This window comes from Geodermatophilus sp. SYSU D00700 (assembly GCF_054050255.1).
In genome coordinates this window covers 237,044-259,817 of sequence record NZ_JBJGZA010000002.1, presented here as the reverse complement: position 1 = coordinate 259,817, position 22,774 = coordinate 237,044, and the positions used below count along the sequence as shown (strand labels likewise).

Genomic DNA, 22,774 nt, shown 5'->3' with positions numbered 1-22,774 from the left:
CTACGTGATCGTCACACCGACGTCACACGGCTCGGTTCCACGTGGAACCGGGCAGGGTGGGGGCGTGCACGCCGATCCGGAGGGGGAGTCGCCCTGGGCGCTGCAACTGGTGGCCCGCGTCGAGCGGCGGGACCCGCCGACGCGGACGGCCGTGTGCGCGGCCGCGGCGGTCGCGGTGGTGCGACTGCTGGCCGACGACCGGGCGCAGCCCGGCGGCGAGTGGTCCCCGCAGGTCCGCCGGTGGACCGACGGGGCGATCCGCAAGCACTGTCGGCGGGCGCGCGGGGTGGCCTGGGAGCGGGTGGCCGCGCTGCCGGGTGTCACGGCACAGGTGGGCGGGGCGGAGGTCCGCGCGCTGGTGCCGGCGGCCCTCGACGAGCTGCCTCCCGAGGTCGGGCGGCTGCAGTTGACCGGCAGCGAGCTCGACGACCCGGACGCGTGCGCGGCGGCCGACCCGGTGCCGGGCGGGCCGGTCGTGGTGTCGGTCTGCCCGGAGCCCTTCCTGCCGCTGGGCAAGGCCGCCGCGGCCTGCGGCCACGCCGCGCAGCTGACCGCGATGCGGATGCCGCCCGCACGCCTGGCCACCTGGGCGGACGCCGGTTTCCCCGTGGTCGTGGAGCACCCCGACGCCGCCCGGTGGGCCTCGTTGCGCAGGCAGGCTCCGGTGGAGGTCGTGGACGCCGGCTTCACCGTGGTGGCACCGGGGACCAGCACCGCTCTCGCCCGCTGGGCGTAGGCGGACCCCCTGACGGGCTGACCCTCGGTCAAAACGGGGGGGTCGTCGTCCGGCTCGACGGATGGCGGTGGTGATCCGGTGTCGTCCGGCGGTGGCTCGGCTACCGGTGGTGGACGCGTGCCCGGTGGCCGGGTGGTCCTGGTGATGCCGGAGGGTGTGGTGACCGTCAGGGTGCCGTCGTCGCTCATGGTGAAGCGCCAGCCGCGGGCGAAGGTCTTGAGCCGGTGGTGGCTCCGGCACAGGCAGCACAGGTTGGCGCAGTCGGTGACCCCGCCGCGGGCGTGCGGGAGGACGTGGTCGGCGTCGGCCCAGCCCACCCGCTGCCCACAGGTGGCGAACCGGCAGGCGCGGTCGCGGGTGCGCACGAACGCCTGCTGCGCGGGCGTGGGGGTGTAGCGGTCGACCGGGTCGGGCCGGTCTAGCACCGGGCACCCGCAGTCCGGCTCGTCGGTGGTGTCGGGGTGGTCGGGGCAGCCGCGGGCGGCCAGTCGGCGCAGCCGGTCCAGCGTGCCGGTGGCCCGCAGCGTGCCGTCGGCGTCGGTCAGCGCCACCGTCACCGACCCGCCCTCCGGCGCCCGCACCCCGAGCGCGTCCAACTCGCGCAGCAGCTCGCGCAGGTGGGCGGCGGTGATCGGCAGCCCGTTGACCTCCCCGGCCTCCTCGCTGTCGCCGGCCAGCGCGGCCAGGGTGGCGATGATGGTCAGCTGCGCGGTCACCGCCGGGCCGGTCTGCCAGGGCCGCTGGATCAGGTCGGCGAGCACCGCGCAGCGCAGCTCCCCGATCGGCCGCTCATCGCCGTCGGCCTTGAGCATCCGGGCGAGTGAGTCGACCAGCGCGTGGCAGGCCGCGGCGACCTCGGCGGGCAGGTCGGCGGCCAGCGTGGCCATCCCCGCCAGCGGCGAGGGATCCACCCGCACGTCGGCGCGGCGCCGCGCCTGCTGCTTGCGCCGGCCGACGGCGTCGGCGTCGAGGTCGAGCAGCAAGGCGAGGGCCCGCTGCTCGAGCCGGCCCACCGTCCACTGCGCGGCCGCGGGCAGCAGCGCCGCCTCGATCCGCCGGGCGATCCCCGCCGGGGCGTGTTCGAGGACGTCGACCAGCGCCTTGGCGCGGGCCTCGTCCAGGTCACCGGCGGCCAGCGCGGCCCAGGTGGCGGGCAGGCGCTCCCGGTAGGTCCAGGCCCGGTGGGCCAGGTGGTTGGCGGTGCCCCGGCCGCAGTTGAGCACCATCGCCAGTTCGGCGGTGAAGAACTCCGAGACCCCGGGCAGCTCGGTGTCCGGCGCCCACGAACCCGTGCGCGCGCCGGGAGTGCCGGGCGCGGGGTCGTCGTCATCGGGCGAGTCGTCGGCCAGCCCGAGCACCAGCTCGGCCTCGTAGGCCGCGGTCATCGCCTTCAGCGCCGCGACCCGCTGCAGCTCGGCGGCCTTCTGCTCGCGGGACAGCAGTCCCACCGGCAGCCGGCGGAACCGCGCGGGCGTCGCGATCACCGCATCGAGCAGCGCCTGCTCCACCGGCGACCGGTGCTCCGCGACCTCCACGACACCGAACCTACGGCGGGGGTACGACAGAACCCGCAGGTCAGCGGGCCACAGGACCGACCTCCACTCCGACGACGGCGCCTCAGTGGTGGTGGACGTGCCGGCCGAGGGACTCCGCGGGGGTCACGCCCGGGCGGGTCCACTGCGGCACGGGGCGGCTGGTCGGGCCCCAGGAGGCGTTCCCCTCGGAGTCCGAGCGCCAGTACCAGCAGATCGGCGCGCCGTGCCCGCCGACCGGCGAGCCGACCGCAGGCGGCTCGGGCCAGCCCTCGGGGACGTCCTCCCACCCCTCGCGGCGGCCGTAGGGCGTCATGTCGAGCAGGCCGAGGGTCCCGTCGGCCGGCTCGTTGCCCCGGCCGGTGGTGGAGTAGGTGAGGAAGACGCGGTCGCCGTCGCGCAGGTAGCAGACGATGTGCCCCTCCTCCGTGGCGATCCGCTCCTCCACGCCCCGGACCGAGTACCAGGGCTGGGTGTAGCCCATGAACTCGACGTAGGGGGCCACCTCGTCCCACGCGCCCGAGGTCAGGACGGCGAACGAGACGCCGCGGGCGTTGAGGTACACGGCATCCCGCAGGTGCCAGAGGTTGAAGGTGCAGCCCTCGCACTGCCCCTGGTGCGGCGTGCCGTCGTACCACATCGAGTGGTAGACCACGAGCTCGTCGCGGCCCTGGAACAGGTCCCGGAAGGGGACCGGGCCGTCGGGTCCGACGACCTCGGCCGTCCCGTCGAGCTCCACCATCGGCAGCCGGCGGCGGGCCGCGGCGATGGCGTCGCCCTCGCGGGTGTGGGCCTTCTCGCGGACCAGCAGCTCGTCCCGGGCGGCCTGCCAGGTGGCCCGGTCGACGACGGGCGGGCGGCCGGGCAGGGCGGTGGTCGGGTCGTCCGGCGTGGTCGTCATGGCGTTCTCCGCGGGGATCTCGTGCCGGGCGGCATCGTCCGACGTCCTGCGAGGGTCACCAGGAGGGACTCGCGACCCGGCCGGAACTCATCGCGACCGGCCGGCGTCGGGCGGCTCAGCCGTAGTAGAGGGCGACCGGCCGGCCGTCGATCTCGCGGACGTCGACGGCCGTGTCGTAGACGGCCGCCAGCACCTCGGGACGGACGACGTCGCGCGCGGGCGCGTCCGCGACGACGGCGCCGTCGCGCATCGCGACGATCCGGTCGGCGTGGGCGGCGGCGGAGTTGACGTCGTGCAGCACGGTGACGACGCGCTTGCCGAGCTCGTCGGCCATGGTCCGGACCAGCCGCATCGTCTCGGCCATGTGTCGCAGGTCGAGGTTGTTCAGCGGCTCGTCGAGCAGCACGTAGCGGGTGTCCTGGGCGAGGACCATCGCGATGAAGGCCCGCTGCCGCTGACCGCCGGAGAGCTCGTCGAGGAACCGGTCCCGGTAGGCGTCGAGCTCCAGGTAGGCGATCGCCCGCTCGATCTGCTCGCGGTCGGCTCCGGTGAGCCGGCCCCGCGAGTGCGGGAAGCGCCCGAACCCCACGAGGTCGGAGACGGTCAGCCGCGCGGTGACGTGGTTGTCCTGCCGCAGCACGGCCAGCCGCCGGGCGAGCTCGTGCGACGGCGTCGTCGCGACGTCCATCCCGTCCACGGTGACCCGGCCGGCGTCGGGCCGGACCAGGCGGCCGACGAGGCCGAACAGCGTCGACTTGCCCGCGCCGTTGGGGCCGATGAGCGCCGTCACCCCCTCCTCGCCGAGGACGATCGTGACGTCGTCGACCACCGTCTGGCCGCCGTAGCGCTTGGTGACGCCCTCGAGCGCGATCACCGCGCCCCCTTCCGCAGGACAAGGTACAGGAAGAACAGGCCGCCGGCGAAGTCGATGACCGTGGACAGCGTGCCGCCGAAGCCGAGCGCCCGTTCCAGCACGAGCTGGCCGCCCAGCAGGCAGACCACGCCGAGCAGCACCGCGGTGGGCACCGTCCACACGTGCCGGGACGAGCCCGCCCACCAGTAGGCGAGGTTGGCGACGACGAGGCCGAAGAACAGGATCGGCCCGACGAGCGCGGTCGACGCCGCGACCATCACCGAGACGGCGGTGACCAGCGTCATCACCACGCGCCGGTGGTCGACGCCCAGACCGACGGCGGCCGGCTCGCCGAGGGTGAGCACGTCGAGGGTGCGCAGCAGCGGCACGACCAGCGCGCAGCCGAGGACGACCAGGCCCGCGGTGAGCGCCAGCAGCGCCTCGTCGGGGCGGGTGAGGGAGGCGAAGAACGCGTCGGAGAGCACCTGGAAGTCCAGCGGGTCGAGCATCCGCTGCATCCAGTCGCTGAGCGCGCGGAAGAACGTGCCGAGCACGATGCCGACCAGCAGCACGAGGTGGATCGACCGCCGCCGGCCACCGAACAGCCAGGAGAACAGCACCACGCTGGACACGACCATGACCGCGACCTGGACGGCCCACAGGACCCCCGGGTCGGCCGCCAGGAACGCCGCCGACCCGGCGGTGAAGACGACGACGGTCGACACCAGCACGTAGAACGCGTCGAACCCCATGATCGACGGGGTGAGCACGCGGTTCTGGGTGATCGTGTGGAAGACGACGGTCGACACCCCGACCGCCGTCGCGACGACGAGCACCGCGGCCACGGTCAGGCCGCGCTTCTCCAGCGCGTAGGACAGCGAGCCCGGGACGTCGGTGAACAGGTGGACGGCGGTCAGGACGACGGCGGCGGCACCGAGCACGGCCAGGCGCACCGCGGGCCCGGTCCGGCGCGCGCGGACAGCCACGCCGGGGCGGGCCGTCGTCGGAGCGGGGTCAGTGAGCACGGCTCCCCCTCCGCAGCAGCAGCCAGAGGAACAGCGCCGCGCCGACGATGCCGACGACGACCGACAGCGGGATCTCGTAGGGGAAGCGCAGGACGCGGGCGAGGACGTCGCAGGCGACGACGAGCAGCGCGCCGAGCGCGGCGACCCACGGGATCGCGCGGCGCACGTTGTCGCCGATGAGCAGGCTGACGACGTTCGGGACGACGAGGCCGAGGAACGGGACCAGGCCCGCGGTGACGAGCACCGTCGCGGTGATCACCGCGACGACGACCATGCCGACCGCGACCACCCGGCGGTAGGAGAGGCCCAGGTTGGTCGCGAACTCCTCGCCGAGGCCGATGACGCTGAACCGGTCGGCGGCTGACCAGGCGACGACGACCATCACCCCGGCGATCCACACGAGCTCGTAGCGGCCCTGGACGACGCCGGCGAAGCTGCCCTGCGCCCACTGCCCGAGGGACTGCAGCAGGTCCAGGCGGTAGGCGACGAAGGTCGTCACGGCGCCCACCACGCCGCCGAGCACGATGCCGACCAGCGGCACGAGGACGAGCTGGCGGACCGGCACCGCCCGCACCACCCGCAGGAACACCCAGGTGCCGGCCAGGCCGAACACCGCGGCGATGCCCGCCTTCCCGACGACGGCCAGCCCCGGCAGGAAGACCGTCGTCACGAGCACGCCGAGCGTCGCGAACTCGGTGACTCCGGTGGTGCCCGGCTCCACGAACCTGTTCCGCACGAGCATCTGCATGATCAGCCCGGCGATGCCGAGCGAGGCGCCGGCGAGGACCAGCGCGACCGTGCGCGGGATCCGGGTGGCCCCGAGCAGGAAGGCGGCGGTGCCGTCGGACCCGCCGGTCAGCACCGACACCGGGGACACGTCGGAGACGCCGGTGAACAGGCTCGCGACCGCGAGCACCGCGAGCAGCACGCCGACGAGCACCCCCGCGCCGGTGCGCCGGGGGCGCGCCGGGGCGGGGGTGCTCGCGGGACCCGTGTCGAGTGCCGTCACGGAGGAGGTGCCGGACTCAGCCGGCGATCTGCAGGACGTCGTCGATCATGATCCGGGTGGTGTCGATGCCCCCGAAGACGACGTACCAGGCGACCGGGTCGAGGTAGTGGATCTGGTCCTCGCGGGCGGCGGTCGTCTGCGCCACGACGTCGTTGTCGAGCACCGCCGCGGCCGCCTGCGCGCCCTGCTCACCGGTGGCCGCGTCGCGGTCGACGACCCACAGGTGGTCCGGGTCGGTCTCGAGCAGGAACTCGAAGGAGACCGGCTCGCCGTGGGTGGCGGCCTGGATGTCGTCGACGACGGGCTGCACGCCGAACGCGTCGTAGACGAGCCCGCCGCGTGCGCCGCGGGCGTCCGCGCCGTCGCCGGCCGGGGCCATCGCGCTGAGCTCACCGCCGGAGACCATGAGGCCGAGGCCGGTGCCCGCGTCGGCGGTGGCGGCCCGCGCCTCCTCGATCCCGGCCTCCAGGTCGGCGACGGCCGCGGCGGCCTCGTCCTCGGCGCCGAGCACCTCGCCGAGGAAGGTGGCATTGCGCTCGAGGGTCTCGGTGTAGGAGCCGCGCAGGCTCAGGTCCACCGTCGGCGCGATCTCGCTGAGGTCCTCGTACAGCGCCGCGGAGCGGCCGCCGATCACGATGAGGTCGGGCTGCTGCGACTCGATCTCGACCAGGTCCGCCTCGAACAGCGTCCCGGCGTCGAACGCGTCGTCGGCCAGGTACTGCTGCAGGTAGTCCGGCACCGACTCCAGCGGGGCGCCGGCGACCTCGCCGCCCAGGGCGCCGATGGTGTCGAGGCCGGCCATGTCGAACACGACGATCCGCTCGGGGTCGACGGGGACCTCGACCGTCGTCTCCTCGTACGCGGGCTCCTGGTCCTCGGCGGCGGTGTTGCGGTCCCAGGTCCAGGTGACCGTCCCCGCGTCGGTCGCGGCCTCGGCCGCCGGCCCGTCGGAGCCGCACGCGCTCAGGGCGAGCGCCGTGGCGAGGGACAGGGCGGCGGCCGCCGGCGGCCGGGTCGCGGTGCGCATGGTTCTCCTGGACGTGAGTAGGTCAGGCTGCCCTAAGTGAGCCTCGCCTAACCTGCCACACCCACCGGAGCAACGGAACGGCAGGGTCCCGTAGTGGCCGGTTGCCGCCGGGACCCGGAGGGCACCGAGCGGGTCATGCAGACACGCACCCTCGGGTCCCTGTCCGTCCCGGCCATGGGGCTGGGCTGCATGGGGATGAGCGAGTTCTACGGCACCGGGGACCAGGCGGAGGCCGAGGCGACCATCCGGCGGGCCCTGGACCTCGGCGTCACGTTCCTCGACACCGCCGACATGTACGGCCCGTTCACCAACGAGCGGCTGGTGGGCCGGGCCGTCGCCGGCCGGCGCGACGAGGTGGTGCTGGCGACCAAGTTCGGCAACGAGCGCGGCGAGGACGGCTCCTTCCGCGGGATCAACGGCCGGCCCGAGTACGTGCGCCGGGCGTGCGACGCCTCGCTGGAGCGCCTCGGTGTCGACGTCATCGACCTCTACTACCAGCACCGGGTGGACACCACGGTCCCCGTCGAGGACACCTGGGGGGCGATCCGCGAGCTCGTCGAGGCCGGGAAGGTGCGCGCGGCCGGCATCTCCGAGGCCGCGCCGGAGACCATCCGCCGCGCGCACGCCGTCCAGCCGGTGGCCGCGGTGCAGACCGAGTACTCGCTGTGGAGCCGCGACCCGGAGGAGAACGGGGTGCTGTCGACCTGCGCCGAGCTCGGCATCGGCTTCGTCGCCTACTCGCCGATCGGCCGGGGCTTCCTCTCGGGGCAGATCCGCAGCGTCGACGACCTCGCGCCCGACGACTTCCGCCGGTCCAACCCGCGGTTCCAGGGCGAGGCGTTCGAACAGAACCTGCGACTGGTGGACCGGGTACGCGAGATCGCCGACGAGAGGGGCGCGACGGCGTCGCAGCTGGCGCTGGCCTGGGTGATGGCGCAGAGCGGGCGCGGCGGCGGTCCGGACGTCGTCCCGATCCCCGGGACCAAGCGGGTGCGCTACCTGGAGGAGAACGCCGCGGCGGCGGACGTCGAGCTCACCGACGACGACCTGCGCCGGCTCGACGAGGCCGCCCCGGTCGGCGCCGCCGTCGGCGACCGCTACCCCGACATGTCCGGCGTCCACCGGTAGAGGTGCCTTTATCGCGACAAAGGCACCCGGGTCATGCGACGGCGGTGCGCGGGGCCGGACGGACGGCGGCGCGAGCGGCGACGGTCCCCAGCACGTCGGCGACGTGCGCCCGGGCGGCCGCCGCCAGCCGGGCGCCGGTGTCGGCCCACGCCTCGCGGACCTCGCGCGCGGGCCACCCCTCCGGCTGCAGCGCCGCGGGCAGCAGCGGGTCCGTGGCCAGCACCGCCCGCAGCTCGGCGCGCAGTCGCAGGTGCAGCGCGAGCGCCGACCGGCCCTCGGGCAGCCCGGCGCCGGCAGCGCGCAGCCGGTCGAGCACGCCGGACCAGGCGGCGGCCAGCCGGGGGAGGTCCCAGCAGCGGGCGGCGAGGTCGCCGTCGGACAGCCGGGGGTCGGCGACGCTGGCGGTCAGCAGGTCCAGCCGCGAGGTCGGCTCACCGGCGAGCTCGGCGTGCACCTCGTCGAGCGCCGCCCGGTGCGGCGACACCCAGGTGGCCGGCGCGAGCGGGCCGAACCCGGCGCGGGCCAGGCCGCGGCGCACCCGCTCGCGGGCCGCCCGGTCGGTCTCGGGGACGCTGTAGACGACCATCCGCCACTGCCCGTCCCACGGCCCCAGCCGCCGCTGCACGCGCTCGTCACGGGCGGCCACCGCCTCCCGCAGCAGCGCCGTCGGGGCGACCAGCGTCTCCCGCCCGCGCCGCGACCCGGTCAGCCACCCGGCCCGCCGCAGGGCGGCCACGGCCAGGCGGGTGCTGGGCTCGGCCACCCCGCACGCGGCCAGCAGCCCGACCAGCGTCTGCAGGGAGACCGGGTCGGCACCGAGGACGTCCAGGTGCTCGGCGGCGAGGTCCACCACCAGGTCGCGGACGGTCATGTCCCTCTCCCTACCCCGTCCCCGCGACCGCCTCCCGTGCCGGACGCGCGATCATGGAGCCGATGAACGCTTCCCTGGTGTGGGCGGCCACGGCGGTCGCGGTCGCCGTCGCGGTCGCCGGGCTGGCCTCGACGCTCGCCCGCCGGCGGATCGGCCTGGTCCACCTGGCCGGCGCCGCGGTGCTCGAGGTCCTGCTGGTCGTGCAGGCCGTCGTCGCCGGGGCCGCGCTGGCCGGCGGGGAGCGGCCGCCGGAGACCGCGACCTTCCTCGGCTACCTCGGCGGCGTGGTGCTGCTCCCGGTGGCCGGGGTGCTGTGGTCGCGCACCGAGCCCAGCCGCTGGGCGGGCACCGTCCTCGCCGTCGCCGCCCTGGTCACCGCCGTGATGGTCTGGCGGCTGGTGCAGCTGTGGGAGGCCCCGGGTGTCTGAGCGGGCGCGGGACCGGGCGGCACCGCGCGGCGGGACCGCGCCGGGCGGGACGGCGAGCGGGCCGGGCCGGGTGCTGGTCGCCGTCTACGCCGTGTTCGCCCTGGCCGCGGGCGCCCGCGCCACCGTGCAGCTGGCCACCCGGTTCGACGAGGCCCCGGTCGCCTACCTGCTCTCCGCGCTGGCCGCGGCCGTGTACGTGGTGGCCACCGTGGGGCTGGCCCGCGGCGGCCGGGGCGGACGGCGGACGGCGGTCGTCGCCTGCGCGGTCGAGCTGGCCGGCGTGCTCGTGGTGGGCACGCTGTCCCTGCTCGACCCGGCGGCGTTCCCCGACGAGACGGTGTGGTCGGCGTTCGGCCGCGGTTACGGCTTCGTGCCGCTCGTGCTCCCGCTGCTCGGTCTGCTGTGGCTGCGCCACCAGGCGCGGACGGCGGCGCCCGGGACCCCGGGAGGCCCGGGGCGCTGAGCGGTCAGAACTCCCCGCCGCCGAAGTCACCGCCGCCGAAGTCCCCGCCGGCGTCGTAGCCGTTGTCGGCGCCGCCGGCGAAGTCGGCCCCGGGGTCACCGCCGTAGCCGCCGTCGCCCGCCGCGTAGTCGCCGCCGCCCTCGCCGGCCCCGGCGCCGTCCTGGTAGCCCTCGGCGTAGGCCTCCTCGTCCCCACCGCCGAACAGGCCGCTGTCGCCCAGGCCGGTGTCGAACAGCGCGTCGGCCACCGCGGTCCCGACGACGAGGCCGCCGATGGTGCCCAGCAGGCTGCCGCCGAGCGAGCCGCCGAAGCCGCCCATCCGCGGTCCGTAGCCCCCGCCGTACGCGGGGCCGTAGCCCGGCCCGGGCCCGTACCCGGGGCCGTAGCCGCCGCCGAAGGTGCGCTCCAGGGTGCCGGGCTGGCGCAGCTCGGCGCGGGTGGCCACCCGGGCGAGGGTCTGCGCGTCGTCGCTGCGCGGTCGCTCGGCGGCCGGTACGGCGGCCGCGAGCTGGGTGAGCACCTCCTGCCGCTGCTGCGGCGTGAGCTGGCCGAAGGCCTCGGCGTGCGCCTGCTCGATCTGGTCGGGAGGCGCGGTCCGCAGCAGGTAGCGGTAGCGCTCGACGGCCTGCTGGTCGGTGAGCGGAGCACGCTGCCCCGACGCCGGCGGGCCGGGTGGGGGTGGGGGCGGCGGCGGTGCGGCGTAGCCGTCGTACCCACCGTAGGGCGCGGGCTCCGGCGCGCGGCGGCGGCCGAGGAGCCGGTCGAGCAGTCCCATGTCGTCTCCCTCCCGAGTACCTGCGGGAGGGGTGCCCGCCCGGGCGCGCGGCACACCTGCCGGCCGCCGACCGTCCCTGTCCGGGCGTCCGACCTGCGGCGCCGGTTAGATTCGTCGTGTGCGACCGGGAGGCCAGCCACCGCAGGAGCGAGCCCCGTCCGGGGCCCACGGGGACGTGCCGCCGGAGGCCCGGGGGGCCGTCGCACGGGCCGCCGTCGACGGTCGGGCCGCGGGCGACCGGCAGGCCGGCATCGTCACCGCCGCGAACGCCGTCGTGTCCGATCGGGGCCCGAGCGGCTCGGCGGCCGCGGCGCTGCCCGCCGTCCTGGCCGACGTCCCGGTCGCCGTCCTGCTCATCGACCAGAAGTCCGGCGCGGTCACCTACGCCAACACCGCGGCCGTCGAGATGGCGGGCAACGTGCGGCTCCCGGTCGACATCGACACCTGGGGCGCCTCGGCCGGCCTGACCGACCTCGGCGGCGCGCCGCTGGCCCGCACCAGCGGACCGCTGTCGCTCGTCGCCCAGGGGCAGCCGGTCACCGGCGAGGCGGTCCGCCTCTCGCCGGGCCGCAGCACCGACGCCGACCGGGCACGCGAGGACGACGGCGACGTCGACCGGCTGCTGTGGGTGTCGGGCTTCCCGCTGTCCCAGCCCGCCGACGCCGAGCAGCTGTCACTGGTGGTGCTGCTGGAGGTCGAGAGCGTCGGCCGCACCGCCGACTCCGACACCGAGCTGCAGGCGCTGCGCGAGCGCGCCGTCGTGGCCACCGACATCGCGTTCACCATCACCGACCCCCGCCGCCGCGACAACCCGCTGGTCTGGGTCAACCCCTCCTTCAGCCGGATCACCGGGTACTCCTACGAGGAGTCGGTCGGCCGCAACTGCCGCTTCCTGCAGGGCCCGGGCACCGACCCGGCGAGCGTGGCCGAGATCCGGCGGGCGCTGGCGGCCCAGGAGCCACTCACCATCACGGTGCTCAACCACCGCCGCGACGGCACGGCCTTCTGGAACCAGCTCGCGATCAGCCCGGTCTTCGACGGCGAGGGGGAGCTGGTCAGCTTCGTCGGGGTGCAGACCGACGTCACCGAGCGGGTGCGGGTGGAGGCCGAGCGCGAGGCGGCCTTCGCCGCCGAGCAGACCGCCCGGCAGGAGGCCGAGCTGGCCCGCGCGATCGCCGAGCAGGCGCGGGCCGACGCCGAGCGGGCCCAGCGCGACGCCGAGGGCGCGCAGGCCCGGCTGGCGCTGATGGCGGAGGCCACCAGCTCGCTCATCGCCACCCTCGACGTCGGGGACGTGCTCGACCGGCTGGCGACCCTGTGCGTGCCCGGGCTGGCCGACTGGGTGCTCGTCACCCTGGTCGACCCGTCCGGGGAGATCCGCGAGGTGGTGTACCGCGACCGCGAGCGGGAGCGCACCGAGCTGCGCCGCTACGACGGCGGGCACGCCCTGCGCCTCCCGCCCGGCTCCCCGGGGCAGCGCAGCATCGACTCGTCGCGATCGGTCCTCGTCGAGCGGCTGCCCGACCGGCTCGAGGACCTGATGGCCTCGCCGGTCGCCCAGGACGTCGCCCAGCGGCTGGGCGCGGTGAGCGCGCTGGGCGTCCCGCTGGTGGCCCGCCGCCGCACCCGCGGCGCCATCACCCTGGTGCGCACCTCCGACGAGCGCCCCTTCACCCCCGACGACGTCGGCCTGGTCGAGGACCTCGCCCGGCGGGCGGCGCTGGTCATGGACAACGTGCGCCTCTACCAGCAGGAGCACGCCGTCGCCGACACGCTGCAGCGCTCCCTGCTGCCCGAGCTGCCCGACATCCCGGGGCTGGAGGCCGCGGCGCACTACGTCAGCGCCTCGACCGCCGCCGACGTGGGCGGGGACTTCTACGACCTGCTGCAGCTCCCCGACGGCTCGGTGGCGATGGTGGTGGGCGACGTCGTCGGCCACGACGTCGCCGCGGCCGCCGCCATGGGACACCTGCGCGGGCTCATCCGCGCCTGCCTGTGGGACGCCCCCGACCCGCACCCGGGCGCCGTGCTGACCCGCGTCGACCGGCTGGTGCAGGGCCTGCAGGTGGCGTCGATGGCCACCATGGCCTACGTCCGCCTGCTGCCCCCGGCCGCGCCGGGCGGGCCGTGGACCGCGCAGGTCGCCAACGCCGGGCACCCGCCGCTGGTGCTGCGCGCGCCCGACGGGACGGTGCAGCCGGTCGACGGCGCCACCGGGATGCTGGTGGGCGTCGACGCCGAGGCGCAGCGGGTGGTGCGCACCGTGGAGCTCGCGCCCGGGTCGGTCCTGCTCGGCTACACCGACGGCCTGGTCGAGACGCCCGGCTCCGACCTGGACCAGGGCATCGAGGCGCTGCTCGGCCGGCTGGCGGCGCTGCCCGCCGGGGCCTCACCCGGGGAGCTGTGCGACGCCGCCGTCAGCGGCACCCTCGACGGCCGGGACGACGTCGCGCTCATCGCCGTCCGCTTCTCCTGAGGCAACCTCGTTGCTGGCTTCGGCCCGGCCGTAGCTGCCGCGGTGGAACAGCAGCGGCCGGCGATCGGGGTCGGCGCCGAGGTCGAGCACCCGCGCCGCCACGATCGTGTGGTCACCGCCGTCGTACTCGGCCCACAGCGTGCAGTCGATCCACGCCACGACGCCGTCGAGCACGGGCGAGCCGTACGGGCTGGGCCGCCATCGCACCCCGGCGAACTTGTCCACACCGGAGCGGGCGAAGGCCGCCGACAGCGCCGACTGGTCCTCGGCGAGCACGTTGACGCAGAACCGGCCTAGGTCGCGCAGCCGCGGCCAGGTCGTCGAGGTGCGGGCCGGCGCGAGCGCCACCAGCGGCGGGTCCAGCGACAGCGAGCTGAACGACTGGCAGGTGAACCCGATCGGCCCGTCGCCGGTGTCGGCGGTCACCACCGTCACGCCGGAGGCGAAGTGCCCCAGCACGTCGCGCATGACGCGCGGGTCGATGACCTCCACGGGACCGGTCAGGCGAGGGTGGCGGCGGCCGCGCGCGGCACCGACCGGCCGCCGGCCCGGTACAGCGAGCTGGGCAGCTCGTGGCCGACCGCGGACTCGGTGACCCGCGCCGCGGCCAGCACCGCGTCGAGGTCGATGCCGGTGCGCACGTCGGACTCCTCCAGCCAGTAGACGAGCTCCTCGGTGGCGATGTTGCCGCTGGCACCAGGGGCGAACGGACAGCCGCCGAGGCCGCCGACGGACGCGTCGAGCTGGGTCACCCCCGCCTGGATCGCCGCCAGCGCGTTGGCCTGGCCGGTGCCGCGGGTGTCGTGGAAGTGCACCGCGACCGGTGTCCCGGGGCAGGCGCGGCGGACGGCCTGCAGCAGGCGCACGACCCGCGCGGGCGTCGTCGTGCCGATGGTGTCGCCCAGGCACAGTGCGTCGGCGCCGGCGGTGACCGCGGCCCGGCAGACGTCGACGGTTCGGGCGATCGGCGTCCGGCCGTCGAACGGGCAGTCCCACGCGGTGGCGACGACGACCTCGAGCGACCCGCCCGCGCCGTGCGCCAGCCCGGCGACCTCGGCCACCCCGGCCAGCGCCTCGGCGGTCGAGCGGCCGGCGTTGGCGCGGCTGTGCCCGTCGGAGGCCGAGACGACCAGCTCCAGGTGCGCGAGGCCGGCGTCGACGGCACGCACGGCGCCCCGCGGGTTGGCGACCAGCGCCGACCAGTGCACGTCCGGCCAGCGGGAGAGCTCGGCGGCGACCTGGTCGGCGTCGGCCAGCGCGGGAACCGCCTTGGGCGAGACGAAGGAGGTGACCTCGATCCGGCGCACGCCGGTGGCCACCAGCGCGTCGAGCATCGCCAGCTTGCCCTCGAGGGGGACCGGCGCCTCCAGCTGCAGTCCGTCGCGCATGCCGACCTCGCGGACGTCGACCGCGGTCGGCAGGACGAGATCGAAGTCCGACGTCATGATCGTCCTCCTGGTCCGCACGGGTTGCAGGGCCCATCCTGCCCGGATGGGAGGTTCCACGTGGAACCGGGGAGGGAACACCCTGGTCACCACACGAGTCGGGGGGAGGAAACGGGAGGTGGTCCGTGGACGACGTCGAGTCCATGGGGACGGTGCGGCACCCCGACCTGGGCAGTGCCTTCACCAACTCACCCATGGGCGTCGCGCTGTGCACGCCGGACGGGGAGCTGATCGCAGGCAACCGCGCACTGGCTGACCTGCTCGGCAGGTCCCCGGAGGAGCTCCCCGGGACCACGCTCTCCGCGGTCACCCACCCCGACGACGTCGCCGGGGCCCGCACCGTGCTCGACGGCCTCGGGGAGAGCCACGGCCGGGCGCGGTACGAGTGCAGGTTCCTCCGTCCCGACGGCAGCGAGGTCCCGGTGCAGGTGACGACGTCGTGGGTGGAGGGCTCGCCCGACGGCACCATCCCGCACCTGGTGACGGTGGTGGAGGACGTCACCGACCGCAAGCGGCTCGAGGCCCGCCTGCTGCACCTCTCGGCCCACGACCCGCTCACCGGGCTGCCGAACCGGCTGCTCTTCCGCGACCGGCTGCGCCACGCCCTCGAGCGCGGTCACCGCGAGCACACGCCCACGTGCGTGCTGGTCCTCGACCTCGACGGGTTCAAGGCGGTCAACGACCAGTTCGGTCACCCCACCGGCGACGCCGTCCTGGTCGCGGTGGCCGGCCGGCTGACCTCGGTGCTGCGGGCCAGCGACACCGCCGCCCGGCTGGGCGGGGACGAGTTCGCCGTCGTCTGCGAGAACACCGAGCGCACCGACGCCGAGGCCCTCGCCATCCGGCTCCGGGAGGCGCTGCCGGGCACCCTGACGGTGGGGCCGACGACGGTGCAGGTCGGGCTGAGCATCGGCATCGGCTCGGTCGACGGCGGGACCGATCCCGAGCAGGCGCAGGAGACGGTGGTCCGCGAGGCCGACGCGGCGATGTACGCCGACAAGGCCCGCCGCCGCTGAGCCGCCGGGCCGCGGGCCCGGCCCGCGGGGGCTACCTGCCTGCGGCCCAGCCGACGGTGGCCGGGAGCCGGGCGAAGACCGCGGTGAGCACCGGCAGGGGCAGCGCGAAGACGAGGAACGCGGTGAGCCCGACCAGGTCGTCGGGGTCGAGCGTGCCGGCGCCCACGGCCAGCGCGAGGACCAGCACCGCCACGGCCGCCAGCGCCGAGGCGAACAGCGGCGTCGCGGAGTGCCGGCCCAGCAGCCGGATGCCGAAGGCGACCAGCGCGGCGCCGCAGGGGAGGCCGAGCACGAGCACCAGGGTCGGCGCGTCGTCGTCGCCGCCCAGGACGACGACCAGCAGGAACAGCGCCACCAGCGCGCTCAGGCTCCCGGTGACGATGCCGAGCACCCCCGCCGTGGTGGCCACGCCCGGCCGGCCGGGCCCCGCCGGCCAGGTCGGCGGGGTGAGCGGCAGGCCCCAGCCGTACCCGGGCGGGGGGCCGTAGCCGTAGCCGTGACCGGGGCCGTGGCCGGGTGGCGGGCCGTACCCGGAGCCGGGCGGCGGACCGTAGGGGAGCGGCTGCCCGTACGCGGTAGCGGGAGGTGTGCCGTACGGCGTCGTGGCGGACCCGGGCGGGACGACGTCCCACTCCTGCTCGTACGGCTGACCGGTCATGGGCCCAGTCTGGGGCCGCTGCCCGCCCGCGCCGTCCCCCGGGAGCCGTACCGCCCCCCGTCGGGGTGGGGTCAGCCACCGAGGGCGGCGTCGACCACGGCCCGCGCCTCCTCCTGCACCCGGGTGAGGTGCTCCGGGCCGCGGAAGGACTCGGCGTAGACCTTGTAGACGTCCTCGGTGCCCGACGGGCGGGCGGCGAACCAGGCGCTCTCGGTGACCACCTTGAGCCCGCCGACCGACGCGCCGTTGCCCGGCGCCTCGGTGAGCTTGGCGGTGATCGGCTCGCCGGCCAGCTCGGTGGCGGTGACGTCGGAGGGCGACAGCTTCCCCAGGGCCGCCTTCTGCTCGCGGCCGGCGGGGGCGTCCACCCGCGCGTAGGCCGACTCGCCGTACCGGGACACCAGTTCGGCGTGCAGCTGCGAGGGCGAGCTGCCGGTCACCGCCTGGATCTCCGAGGCCAGCAGCGCCAGCAGGATGCCGTCCTTGTCCGTGGTCCACACCCGGCCGTCCCGGCGCAGGAACGACGCCCCGGCCGACTCCTCGCCGCCGAAGCCGACGGTGCCGTCGAGCAGGCCGGGCACGAACCACTTGAACCCGACCGGCACCTCGACCAGCCGCCGGCCCAGCCCCGCGACCACCCGGTCGATCAGCGACGAGGACACCAGCGTCTTGCCGACGGCGACGTCGTCGCCCCACTCCGGCCGGTGCGCGAACAGGTAGGAGATCGCCACCGCGAGGAAGTGGTTGGGGTTCATCAGGCCGGCGTCGGGCGTGACGATGCCGTGCCGGTCGGCGTCGGCGTCGTTCCCGGTGGCGATCGCGTAGTCGGCGCGCTTGCCGATGAGCGAGGCCATGGCCGACGGCGACGAGCAGTCCATCCGGATCCTGCCGTCCCAGTCCAGCGTCATGAACCGCCACGTGGGGTCGACCAGCGGGTTGACCACGGTGAGGTCGAGGCGGTGTCGCTCGGCGATCGCCCCCCAGTAGTCGACGCTCGCGCCGCCCAGCGGGTCCGCGCCGATCCGCACCCCGGCGTCGCGGACGGCGTCGAGGTCGAGCACGGCGGGCAGGTCGTCGACGTAGGCGCCGAGGAAGTCGTGGCGCTGCGCGGCCGCGTGCGCGCGGGTGAAGGGCACCCGCCGGACTCCGTCGAGCCCGGCGGCGAGCAGCTCGTTGGCCCGGTCGGCGATGGCCTTGGTGGCATCCGTGTCGGCCGGGCCGCCGTTCGGCGGGTTGTACTTGAACCCGCCGTCGCGGGGCGGGTTGTGCGACGGGGTGACGACGATGCCGTCGGCGAGTCCGCTGGTCCGCCCCCGGTTGGCGGTGAGGATCGCGTGACTGACCGCGGGCGTCGGCGTGTACCGGCCGGCGGCGTCGACCAGCACCGTCACGTCGTTGGCGGCCAGCACCTCGAGCGCGCTGGCCCAGGCCGGCTCGGACAGCGCGTGGGTGTCGCGGCCGAGGAACAGCGGCCCGTCGTAGCCCTGGGCCTTCCGGTACTCGCAGATGGCCTGTGTGGTGGCCAGGATGTGCGCCTCGTTGAACGCGGTGTCGAACGACGACCCGCGGTGCCCGGAGGTCCCGAACGACACCCGCTGCGCCGGCTCGGCCGGGTCGGGCACCAGCGTGTAGTAGGCGGTCACCAGCGAGGCGACGTCGACCAGGTCGGACGGGGAGGCGGGCTGGCCGGCACGGGGATCGGTCACGCCGCCGATCCTGGCCCGCGGCCGCAGCTCGCGCGACCGGCCTAGCGCCGTCTTCGCGGTGTACGACCGGGGAGTGTCCGCAGCGCCGTCCGACCTCGAGGCCGACCTGACCGCCATCGACGGGGCCTTCGGCGTCCTGGCCGAGGAGGAGTCGGGGGAGCGCGGTCCAGATGCGCGCGCCGCCCGTCTCGAGCGGATCAGCCGCCTGTGATCCTGCTGGACAGCGACGTCGTGACCGCCCACCTGCGCGGGGTGCCCGCCGCCCGGGACCGGCTGCTCGACGCCCGCCGGCGGACCGGGCGACTGGCCACGAGCGCGGTGACGCTCACGGAGGTCAGCGGCGGGATGCGGTCTGCCGGGCGCCGAGAGGTGACGCGGTTCCTCTCCAGCCTGGAGGTCTTCCCCGTGACCGACCGGGTCGGCTGGCGTGCCGGCGAGCTGATGCGCACCCACCGGCGTTCGCACGGGGGATCGGTCCCGGCGACCACCTCGTCGCGGCAGTGGCCGAGGTCAACGGGCTGGAGCCGGCCACCCCCGACGTGCGCCACTTCCCGATGTCCACGGATCCGGCAGCGCCGTTCCCGCTGACCTGAGGATCCCGCTCAGCCGACCCGGGCGGTGCCGCGGCGGATGCGGAGGCCGTCGAGCAGCAGCCCGGCGGCCAGGGCGGCGCCGGCGCCCTCACCGGCCCGCAGCCGCAGGTCCAGCAGCGGCTCGAGACCCAGCGCCTGCAGCACGAGGTCGTGACCGCGCTCCCGGCTGCGCTGCCCGGCCACCAGGCAGGCCTGCGCGCCGGGCTCGAGCAGCACGGCGGCCAGGGCCGCCACCGAGACGGCGAACCCGTCCAGGACGACGGCGCTGCGCGTCTCCGCGGCGCCGAGCACCACGCCGGCGAGCAGCGCGAGCTCCGGCCCGCCCAGCTCGGCCAGCGCCCGTTGCGGGTCGAGGCCCGTGCCGGCGCGGGCGACGGCGGCGGTGACCACGCGGCGCTTGCGCTCCAGCACGTCGCTGTCGGCGCCCGCGCCCAGACCGGTGACCGCGGCGGGGTCGGCGCCGAGCAGCCCGGCGGCGAGGGCGGCTGCGACGGTCGTGTTGCCGACGCCGACCTCGCCGAGCGCCAGCAGGCCCGCGTGCCGGGTTCCCACGGCGCGGCCGGCGGCGAGCAGCCGGGCGACGTCGCCGGGCGTCATCGCGGGCGCGGCGGCGAGGTCGCCGCGGGGACCGGCCGGCCGGGCGTCGACCGCGCCGGGCAGCGGGTCGCCGGTGACCCCGGCGTCGACCACGACGGTGGCCAGCCCGGCCGCGGCCGCCGCGGTGGCGCCCACCGCCGTCCCGGCCAGCGCCGCCCGCACCACGTCACGGGTGACCGTCGCCGGGTAGGCCGACACCCCTCGCGCCGCCACCGGGTGGTCGGCGGCGGCCAGCACCAGCGTGCCGCCGGTGACCTCGCCGCGGCCCAGCGCCACCACCCGGTCGACCGCGCGGTCGAGCACGCCCAGCGAGCCGGGGGTGGTGAGCAGCCGGTCGGCCTCGTCGCGGGCGCCGACCACCGCCTCGCGGGCGGGCGCGCGCAGGTGCGAGGGAGGAGCGGCGGGGCCGCCGTCGCCGGCCGGCCAGCGGTCCTCGACGACGACGGCGTCCAGCGGCAGCCGCCGCGACCAGCCGGCGCGCTCCAGGCCCGGCGCGGGCGGGCGCTCGTCGGGCCAGCCCAGGCACAGCCAGCCCAGCGTGGCCACGCCGTCGGGCAGCCCGACCAGCCCGGCCAGTTCCTCCGGGCGGAACAGCGTCACCCAGCCCATGCCCAGGCCCTCGGCGCGGGCGGCCAGCCACAGGTTCTGGATCGCCGCGGCGCAGCTCCACAGGTCGGCGTCGGGGAAGGTGGCGCGGCCCAGGACGCCGGCCGCGGGCGTGCGCCGGTCGCAGCAGACGACGATGCCCAGCGGCGCCTCGCGGACGCCCTCCAGCTGCAGGTCCAGCAGCCGGCGGGCGGCGTCGGGCTCGAGCCCGGCGGCCTGCCGCAGCCGCTCGCGGTCGGTGAGGACCGCGGCGCGGTCGCGGACCGCGGGGTCGCGGACGACGAGGAACCGCCACGGCTGGCTGTGCCCGACCGACGGCGCGGCGTGCCCGGCGGCCAGCACCCGCCGGAGGACGTCGCCGGGCACCGGGTCGGGCCGGAAGCGGCGGACGTCGCGGCGGGCGGCGACGACGGCGTAGAGGCCCTCGGCGTCGTCGGGCATCGCCCACCCGGCGGGGTCGCCGGCCCGCTGCTCGGCCGAGGTCGCGTCGCCGATCAGCGGCACCGGCCGGGGGAAGGTCACGGGCGGGCCCGCCGCAGCCGGGCCGGGGCGCGGCGGGTCCAGGCGTCGTCGAGCAGGTCGGCGACCAGCGCCTCGTCGGCCCGGGTGAGGTCGACCTGCACGCCCGAGAGCCGCTCGCCCCACCACAGCAGCGACACCGCGCCGCCCTCGGCCGCGCGCGCCTCCGACTCCCCGACCACGACGTCGAGGATGCCCGGTGCCCAGAGCGTGGCGAGCACGGCGGTCCCCAGCCGGAACGACGGGCGGCCGTGGTGCTCGGCCTCGGTGACCTCCGGGAGGGCCAGGGCGAGGGCGCGGACGTCGTCCTCCGTCACGCTGCCTCCTCGCTGACGCTCATCGGCAGCGTGACGGGCCGTGCTGCGTACCTGCGTGACCTCGCGAGCTCGGTCACGTGCGGGGCGCGCCCGGGTAGTCGCCGACGCTCCAGCTGTTCCCCTCCGGGTCGCGCACGGAGAACTCCTCGCCGCCGTGCCCGGGCTCGGCGAGCGGCCGCAGCACCTCGACGCCGGCCGCCTGCACCCGCGCCCAGACCGCGGCGACGTCGTCGGTGACCACGTAGGCGCCGCTGCCGCCCGGGCGCACCGGCCAGCCGCCGTCGTCGCGGGCAGAGCCGAGCATCACGCCGCCGCCGGGCGGCCAGGCGAGCTCGGCGTGCACGACCAGGTCGCCGTCGCGGACGACGAGGGTCTCGGTGAAGCCGAGGACGTCGACCAGCCAGCGGATCAGGGCGGGGGCGTCGGCGGCGCGGAAGGCGGGCCACACGGTGGGCGGTGGGGTGCTCATGCCGCCGACCCTGCCGCGTCCCGGGCACCGCCGTCTTGGACGAATCCGAACTCCGCGGCCAGCCAGCGCAGCGGCGGGAGCCCGGTGAACGCCCGCCACTCGCGGGTCAGGTGCGCCTGGTCGGCGTAGCCGGTGGTCGCGGCCAGGTCCGCGAGGCCGGGCCGGGGACGGGTGACCAGCGCCCGGCGTGCGCGGTCGAAGCGGACCACCCGGGCGGCCTCCTTGGGGCCGAGGCCGGTCTCCGCGCGGAAGCGGCCGGTGAGGTGCCGCTCGGACCAGCCCACCCGGCGGGCGATCTCGGCGACCCGCAGCCGCCCGCCGCCGGCCACGGTGAGCCGCCAGGCCTCGGCGACCTCGGGGGCGGGGTCGCCGTCGACGGCCGTGCGCCGGAGCACCTCCTCGACGACGGCGAACCGCTCGGCCCAGGTCCCGGCGGCGCGCACCCGCTCGACCAGCTCGGTGCTGCCCAGGACGTCGGCGAGGTCGACGTCGAGGGCGGCGAGCTCCCCGGCGGGCACGCCGAGCAGCCGGCGGGCGCCCAGCGGGGACAGGGCGAGCTGCAGCCCGGTCTGCCGGCCGGGGTGGCGGATGAGCGCCGGGGTGGTGTGCAGCCCGCCGAGCAGGGCGTCGTAGCGGCCGGGCGGCTGCGCCGGGTCGGGGTGGGCGGCGACGTCGAGCGGCTCGTCGAGGGTGACGACCAGTGTGAGCGCGGGGGAAGGGAGCCCCCGGTGCGTGCCCGGCGCGAGGCCCTGCTGCCGGTAGCCGACGGCGCCGGCGACCAGCCCGCGCAGCGCCGGGTGCGGCCGGTGCGGCACGAAGTCGCTGGTCACACCGCCAGGATGGCAGCGGCGGGCGACGGCCTCCAGGCGTGCACTGCCGCGGAGGTGCACGGTTCGGCCGAAGGTCGCGCATCGTGATGCGGACGCGGGCGCATCACGATGTAGCCTCGGGTGGTGCGGACCACGGTGACCCTGGACGACGACGTCGCCGCGGCGATCGAGCGCCTGCGCCGCGAGGAGGGCCTGGGGGTCAGCGAAGCGGTCAACCGCCTCGTCCGCGCCGGCCTGGTCCCGCGCCGTGACGTCCGGCCGTTCCGCCAGCGCACCGCGGAGCTGGAGTTCACCGTCGACGTCCGCAACGTCGGGGACGTCCTCGACCTGCTCGACGGCACGACCTGATGCTGGTCGACGCGAACCTGCTGCTCTACGCCGTCAGCACCGCCGCGCCACAGCACGAGGCGGCGCGCGCCTGGTGGGAGACGACGCTCGACGGCGCGGGTCGCGTGGGCCTGCCGTGGCAGACGATCGGGGCCTTCGTCCGCATCGCGACCCACCCGCGGGTGACCCGTCGGCCGCTGACCGCCGAGGAGGCGTGGTCCTACGTCGTGGAGTGGCTCGAGGTCGACGGTGTCTGGGTCCCGGCCGCCACCGAGCGCACGGCCCGCATCCTCGGGGACCTGCTGCGTCGTACCGGCGCCACGGGCAACCTCGTCCCGGACGCACAGCTCGCCGCGCTGGCCATCGAGCACGGCCTCGCGGTGGCGACGGCGGACACCGACTTCGCCCGCTTCCCCGGCGTCCGGTGGGTCGATCCGCTCGCCTGAGCCACGGTCCGGCCCACGCGC

The 22,774-nt window shown here is 76.3% G+C and carries 24 protein-coding genes and 1 pseudogene; 9 read left to right on the top strand and 16 right to left on the bottom strand.

The features are described 5' to 3' along the window. The 6 genes from ACI79V_RS02940 to ACI79V_RS02915 all read right to left on the bottom strand — a co-directional run bounded on the left by ACI79V_RS02940 (position 1) and on the right by ACI79V_RS02915 (position 7,083). Positions 1–2,271 (bottom strand): DUF222 domain-containing protein, encoded by a 2,271-nt coding sequence (locus ACI79V_RS02940; RefSeq protein ID WP_456886666.1) that lies wholly within the window; start codon positions 2,269–2,271, stop codon positions 1–3. 82 nt (positions 2,272–2,353) lie between these two features. Beyond that, positions 2,354–3,169, bottom strand: coding sequence for a DUF899 family protein (locus ACI79V_RS02935; protein ID WP_456886664.1), 816 nt, complete (start codon positions 3,167–3,169; stop codon positions 2,354–2,356). Between the two features lie 115 nt (positions 3,170–3,284). After that, positions 3,285–4,043, bottom strand: coding sequence for an iron ABC transporter ATP-binding protein (locus tag ACI79V_RS02930; RefSeq protein WP_456886662.1), 759 nt, complete (start codon positions 4,041–4,043; stop codon positions 3,285–3,287). Beyond that, positions 4,040–5,047 (bottom strand): iron chelate uptake ABC transporter family permease subunit, encoded by a 1,008-nt coding sequence (locus ACI79V_RS02925; RefSeq protein ID WP_456886660.1) that lies wholly within the window; start codon positions 5,045–5,047, stop codon positions 4,040–4,042. Before ACI79V_RS02925 ends, ACI79V_RS02930 begins: the two co-directional genes overlap by 4 nt. Then, positions 5,037–6,056 carry an ABC transporter permease gene (locus tag ACI79V_RS02920; protein ID WP_456886658.1) on the bottom strand — a complete coding sequence of 340 codons (1,020 nt, stop codon included), beginning with the start codon at positions 6,054–6,056 and terminating at the stop codon, positions 5,037–5,039. The genes ACI79V_RS02925 and ACI79V_RS02920 overlap by 11 nt, the downstream gene beginning before the upstream one ends. Positions 6,057–6,072: 16 nt before the next feature. Next, positions 6,073–7,083: a siderophore ABC transporter substrate-binding protein gene (locus ACI79V_RS02915; RefSeq protein ID WP_456886656.1), complete on the bottom strand. Its 1,011-nt coding sequence runs from the start codon at positions 7,081–7,083 to the stop codon at positions 6,073–6,075. 135 nt (positions 7,084–7,218) lie between these two features. On the opposite strand from ACI79V_RS02915, the gene ACI79V_RS02910 reads away from it, so the two are divergent. Then, positions 7,219–8,211 (top strand): aldo/keto reductase, encoded by a 993-nt coding sequence (locus tag ACI79V_RS02910; protein WP_456886654.1) that lies wholly within the window; start codon positions 7,219–7,221, stop codon positions 8,209–8,211. Between the two features lie 31 nt (positions 8,212–8,242). Here ACI79V_RS02910 and ACI79V_RS02905 read toward each other — a convergent pair whose 3' ends face one another. Next, on the bottom strand, positions 8,243–9,082 hold the full coding sequence (locus tag ACI79V_RS02905) for a PaaX family transcriptional regulator C-terminal domain-containing protein (protein WP_456877332.1): 840 nt from the start codon (positions 9,080–9,082) through the stop codon (positions 8,243–8,245). Positions 9,083–9,144: 62 nt separating this feature from the next. Here ACI79V_RS02905 and ACI79V_RS02900 point away from each other — a divergent pair, with 62 nt between their 5' ends. Further along, complete coding sequence (locus tag ACI79V_RS02900) at positions 9,145–9,510, top strand: hypothetical protein (protein WP_456886653.1); 366 nt, start codon at positions 9,145–9,147, stop codon at positions 9,508–9,510. Further along, positions 9,503–9,973: a hypothetical protein gene (locus ACI79V_RS02895; RefSeq protein WP_456886651.1), complete on the top strand. Its 471-nt coding sequence runs from the start codon at positions 9,503–9,505 to the stop codon at positions 9,971–9,973. The genes ACI79V_RS02900 and ACI79V_RS02895 overlap by 8 nt, the downstream gene beginning before the upstream one ends. Before the next feature lie 4 nt (positions 9,974–9,977). Here ACI79V_RS02895 and ACI79V_RS02890 read toward each other — a convergent pair whose 3' ends face one another. Beyond that, entirely contained in the window at positions 9,978–10,748 is a 771-nt protein-coding gene (locus ACI79V_RS02890; protein ID WP_456886650.1) for a hypothetical protein, read from the bottom strand. A 175-nt stretch (positions 10,749–10,923) separates the two neighbouring features. Here ACI79V_RS02890 and ACI79V_RS02885 point away from each other — a divergent pair, with 175 nt between their 5' ends. Continuing rightward, complete coding sequence (locus ACI79V_RS02885) at positions 10,924–13,224, top strand: SpoIIE family protein phosphatase (RefSeq protein WP_456886648.1); 2,301 nt, start codon at positions 10,924–10,926, stop codon at positions 13,222–13,224. On the opposite strand, the gene ACI79V_RS02880 is transcribed toward ACI79V_RS02885, so the two are convergent. Both ACI79V_RS02880 and ACI79V_RS02875 read right to left on the bottom strand, forming a co-directional pair. Then, the gene (locus ACI79V_RS02880) at positions 13,138–13,716 is read right to left on the bottom strand and encodes a flavin reductase family protein (protein ID WP_456886646.1); all 579 of its coding nucleotides are present in this window, start codon (positions 13,714–13,716) and stop codon (positions 13,138–13,140) included. The genes ACI79V_RS02885 and ACI79V_RS02880 overlap by 87 nt on opposite strands. Positions 13,717–13,724: 8 nt before the next feature. Further along, positions 13,725–14,669, bottom strand: a complete 945-nt coding sequence (locus tag ACI79V_RS02875; RefSeq protein ID WP_456886644.1) for a hydroxymethylglutaryl-CoA lyase — start codon at positions 14,667–14,669, stop codon at positions 13,725–13,727. A gap of 125 nt (positions 14,670–14,794) precedes the next feature. Here ACI79V_RS02875 and ACI79V_RS02870 point away from each other — a divergent pair, with 125 nt between their 5' ends. Continuing rightward, the gene (locus ACI79V_RS02870) at positions 14,795–15,685 is read left to right on the top strand and encodes a diguanylate cyclase domain-containing protein (protein ID WP_456886642.1); all 891 of its coding nucleotides are present in this window, start codon (positions 14,795–14,797) and stop codon (positions 15,683–15,685) included. Between the two features lie 31 nt (positions 15,686–15,716). On the opposite strand, the gene ACI79V_RS02865 is transcribed toward ACI79V_RS02870, so the two are convergent. Both ACI79V_RS02865 and pgm read right to left on the bottom strand, forming a co-directional pair. Next, positions 15,717–16,343 (bottom strand): hypothetical protein, encoded by a 627-nt coding sequence (locus tag ACI79V_RS02865; protein ID WP_456886640.1) that lies wholly within the window; start codon positions 16,341–16,343, stop codon positions 15,717–15,719. Positions 16,344–16,414: 71 nt separating this feature from the next. Beyond that, positions 16,415–18,049 carry a phosphoglucomutase (alpha-D-glucose-1,6-bisphosphate-dependent) gene (gene pgm, locus ACI79V_RS02860; protein ID WP_456886638.1) on the bottom strand — a complete coding sequence of 545 codons (1,635 nt, stop codon included), beginning with the start codon at positions 18,047–18,049 and terminating at the stop codon, positions 16,415–16,417. Between the two features lie 73 nt (positions 18,050–18,122). On the opposite strand from pgm, the gene ACI79V_RS02855 reads away from it, so the two are divergent. Continuing rightward, the gene (locus ACI79V_RS02855) at positions 18,123–18,260 is read left to right on the top strand and encodes a hypothetical protein (RefSeq protein WP_456886636.1); all 138 of its coding nucleotides are present in this window, start codon (positions 18,123–18,125) and stop codon (positions 18,258–18,260) included. After that, positions 18,257–18,493: pseudogene (locus tag ACI79V_RS02850) on the top strand (PIN domain-containing protein); the annotation flags it as partial. The gene ACI79V_RS02855 and the pseudogene ACI79V_RS02850, both read left to right, overlap by 4 nt. Before the next feature lie 158 nt (positions 18,494–18,651). Here the strand turns inward: ACI79V_RS02850 and bluB are convergent. From bluB to ACI79V_RS02830, 4 genes are all read right to left on the bottom strand, one after another. Continuing rightward, positions 18,652–20,367, bottom strand: a complete 1,716-nt coding sequence (gene bluB / locus ACI79V_RS02845; protein ID WP_456886635.1) for a 5,6-dimethylbenzimidazole synthase — start codon at positions 20,365–20,367, stop codon at positions 18,652–18,654. Further along, positions 20,364–20,681 (bottom strand): hypothetical protein, encoded by a 318-nt coding sequence (locus tag ACI79V_RS02840; RefSeq protein WP_456886633.1) that lies wholly within the window; start codon positions 20,679–20,681, stop codon positions 20,364–20,366. Before ACI79V_RS02840 ends, bluB begins: the two co-directional genes overlap by 4 nt. Before the next feature lie 73 nt (positions 20,682–20,754). Next, positions 20,755–21,150 (bottom strand): VOC family protein, encoded by a 396-nt coding sequence (locus tag ACI79V_RS02835; protein WP_456886632.1) that lies wholly within the window; start codon positions 21,148–21,150, stop codon positions 20,755–20,757. Beyond that, the gene (locus ACI79V_RS02830) at positions 21,147–21,980 is read right to left on the bottom strand and encodes a helix-turn-helix domain-containing protein (RefSeq protein ID WP_456886630.1); all 834 of its coding nucleotides are present in this window, start codon (positions 21,978–21,980) and stop codon (positions 21,147–21,149) included. Before ACI79V_RS02830 ends, ACI79V_RS02835 begins: the two co-directional genes overlap by 4 nt. Positions 21,981–22,103: 123 nt before the next feature. Here ACI79V_RS02830 and ACI79V_RS02825 point away from each other — a divergent pair, with 123 nt between their 5' ends. Together ACI79V_RS02825 and ACI79V_RS02820 are read left to right on the top strand one after the other, a co-directional pair. Next, entirely contained in the window at positions 22,104–22,328 is a 225-nt protein-coding gene (locus ACI79V_RS02825) for a ribbon-helix-helix protein, CopG family (protein ID WP_456886628.1), read from the top strand. Next, positions 22,328–22,753 (top strand): TA system VapC family ribonuclease toxin, encoded by a 426-nt coding sequence (locus ACI79V_RS02820; protein ID WP_456886627.1) that lies wholly within the window; start codon positions 22,328–22,330, stop codon positions 22,751–22,753. The genes ACI79V_RS02825 and ACI79V_RS02820 overlap by 1 nt, the downstream gene beginning before the upstream one ends. The last annotated feature ends 21 nt before the right edge of the window (positions 22,754–22,774 follow it).

Bases quoted from the DNA above. Each gene is read 5' to 3' on its own strand.
- ACI79V_RS02935 (WP_456886664.1), bottom strand. From the start codon at position 3,169: ATGACGACCACGCCGGACGACCCGACCACCGCCCTGCCCGGCCGCCCG.
- ACI79V_RS02915 (WP_456886656.1), bottom strand. From the start codon at position 7,083: ATGCGCACCGCGACCCGGCCGCCGGCGGCCGCCGCCCTGTCCCTCGCC.
- ACI79V_RS02910 (WP_456886654.1), top strand. From the start codon at position 7,219: ATGCAGACACGCACCCTCGGGTCCCTGTCCGTCCCGGCCATGGGGCTG.
- ACI79V_RS02905 (WP_456877332.1), bottom strand. From the start codon at position 9,082: ATGACCGTCCGCGACCTGGTGGTGGACCTCGCCGCCGAGCACCTGGAC.
- ACI79V_RS02900 (WP_456886653.1), top strand. From the start codon at position 9,145: ATGAACGCTTCCCTGGTGTGGGCGGCCACGGCGGTCGCGGTCGCCGTC.
- ACI79V_RS02890 (WP_456886650.1), bottom strand. From the start codon at position 10,748: ATGGGACTGCTCGACCGGCTCCTCGGCCGCCGCCGCGCGCCGGAGCCC.
- ACI79V_RS02875 (WP_456886644.1), bottom strand. From the start codon at position 14,669: ATGACGTCGGACTTCGATCTCGTCCTGCCGACCGCGGTCGACGTCCGC.
- ACI79V_RS02865 (WP_456886640.1), bottom strand. From the start codon at position 16,343: ATGACCGGTCAGCCGTACGAGCAGGAGTGGGACGTCGTCCCGCCCGGG.
- ACI79V_RS02835 (WP_456886632.1), bottom strand. From the start codon at position 21,150: ATGAGCACCCCACCGCCCACCGTGTGGCCCGCCTTCCGCGCCGCCGAC.
- ACI79V_RS02820 (WP_456886627.1), top strand. From the start codon at position 22,328: ATGCTGGTCGACGCGAACCTGCTGCTCTACGCCGTCAGCACCGCCGCG.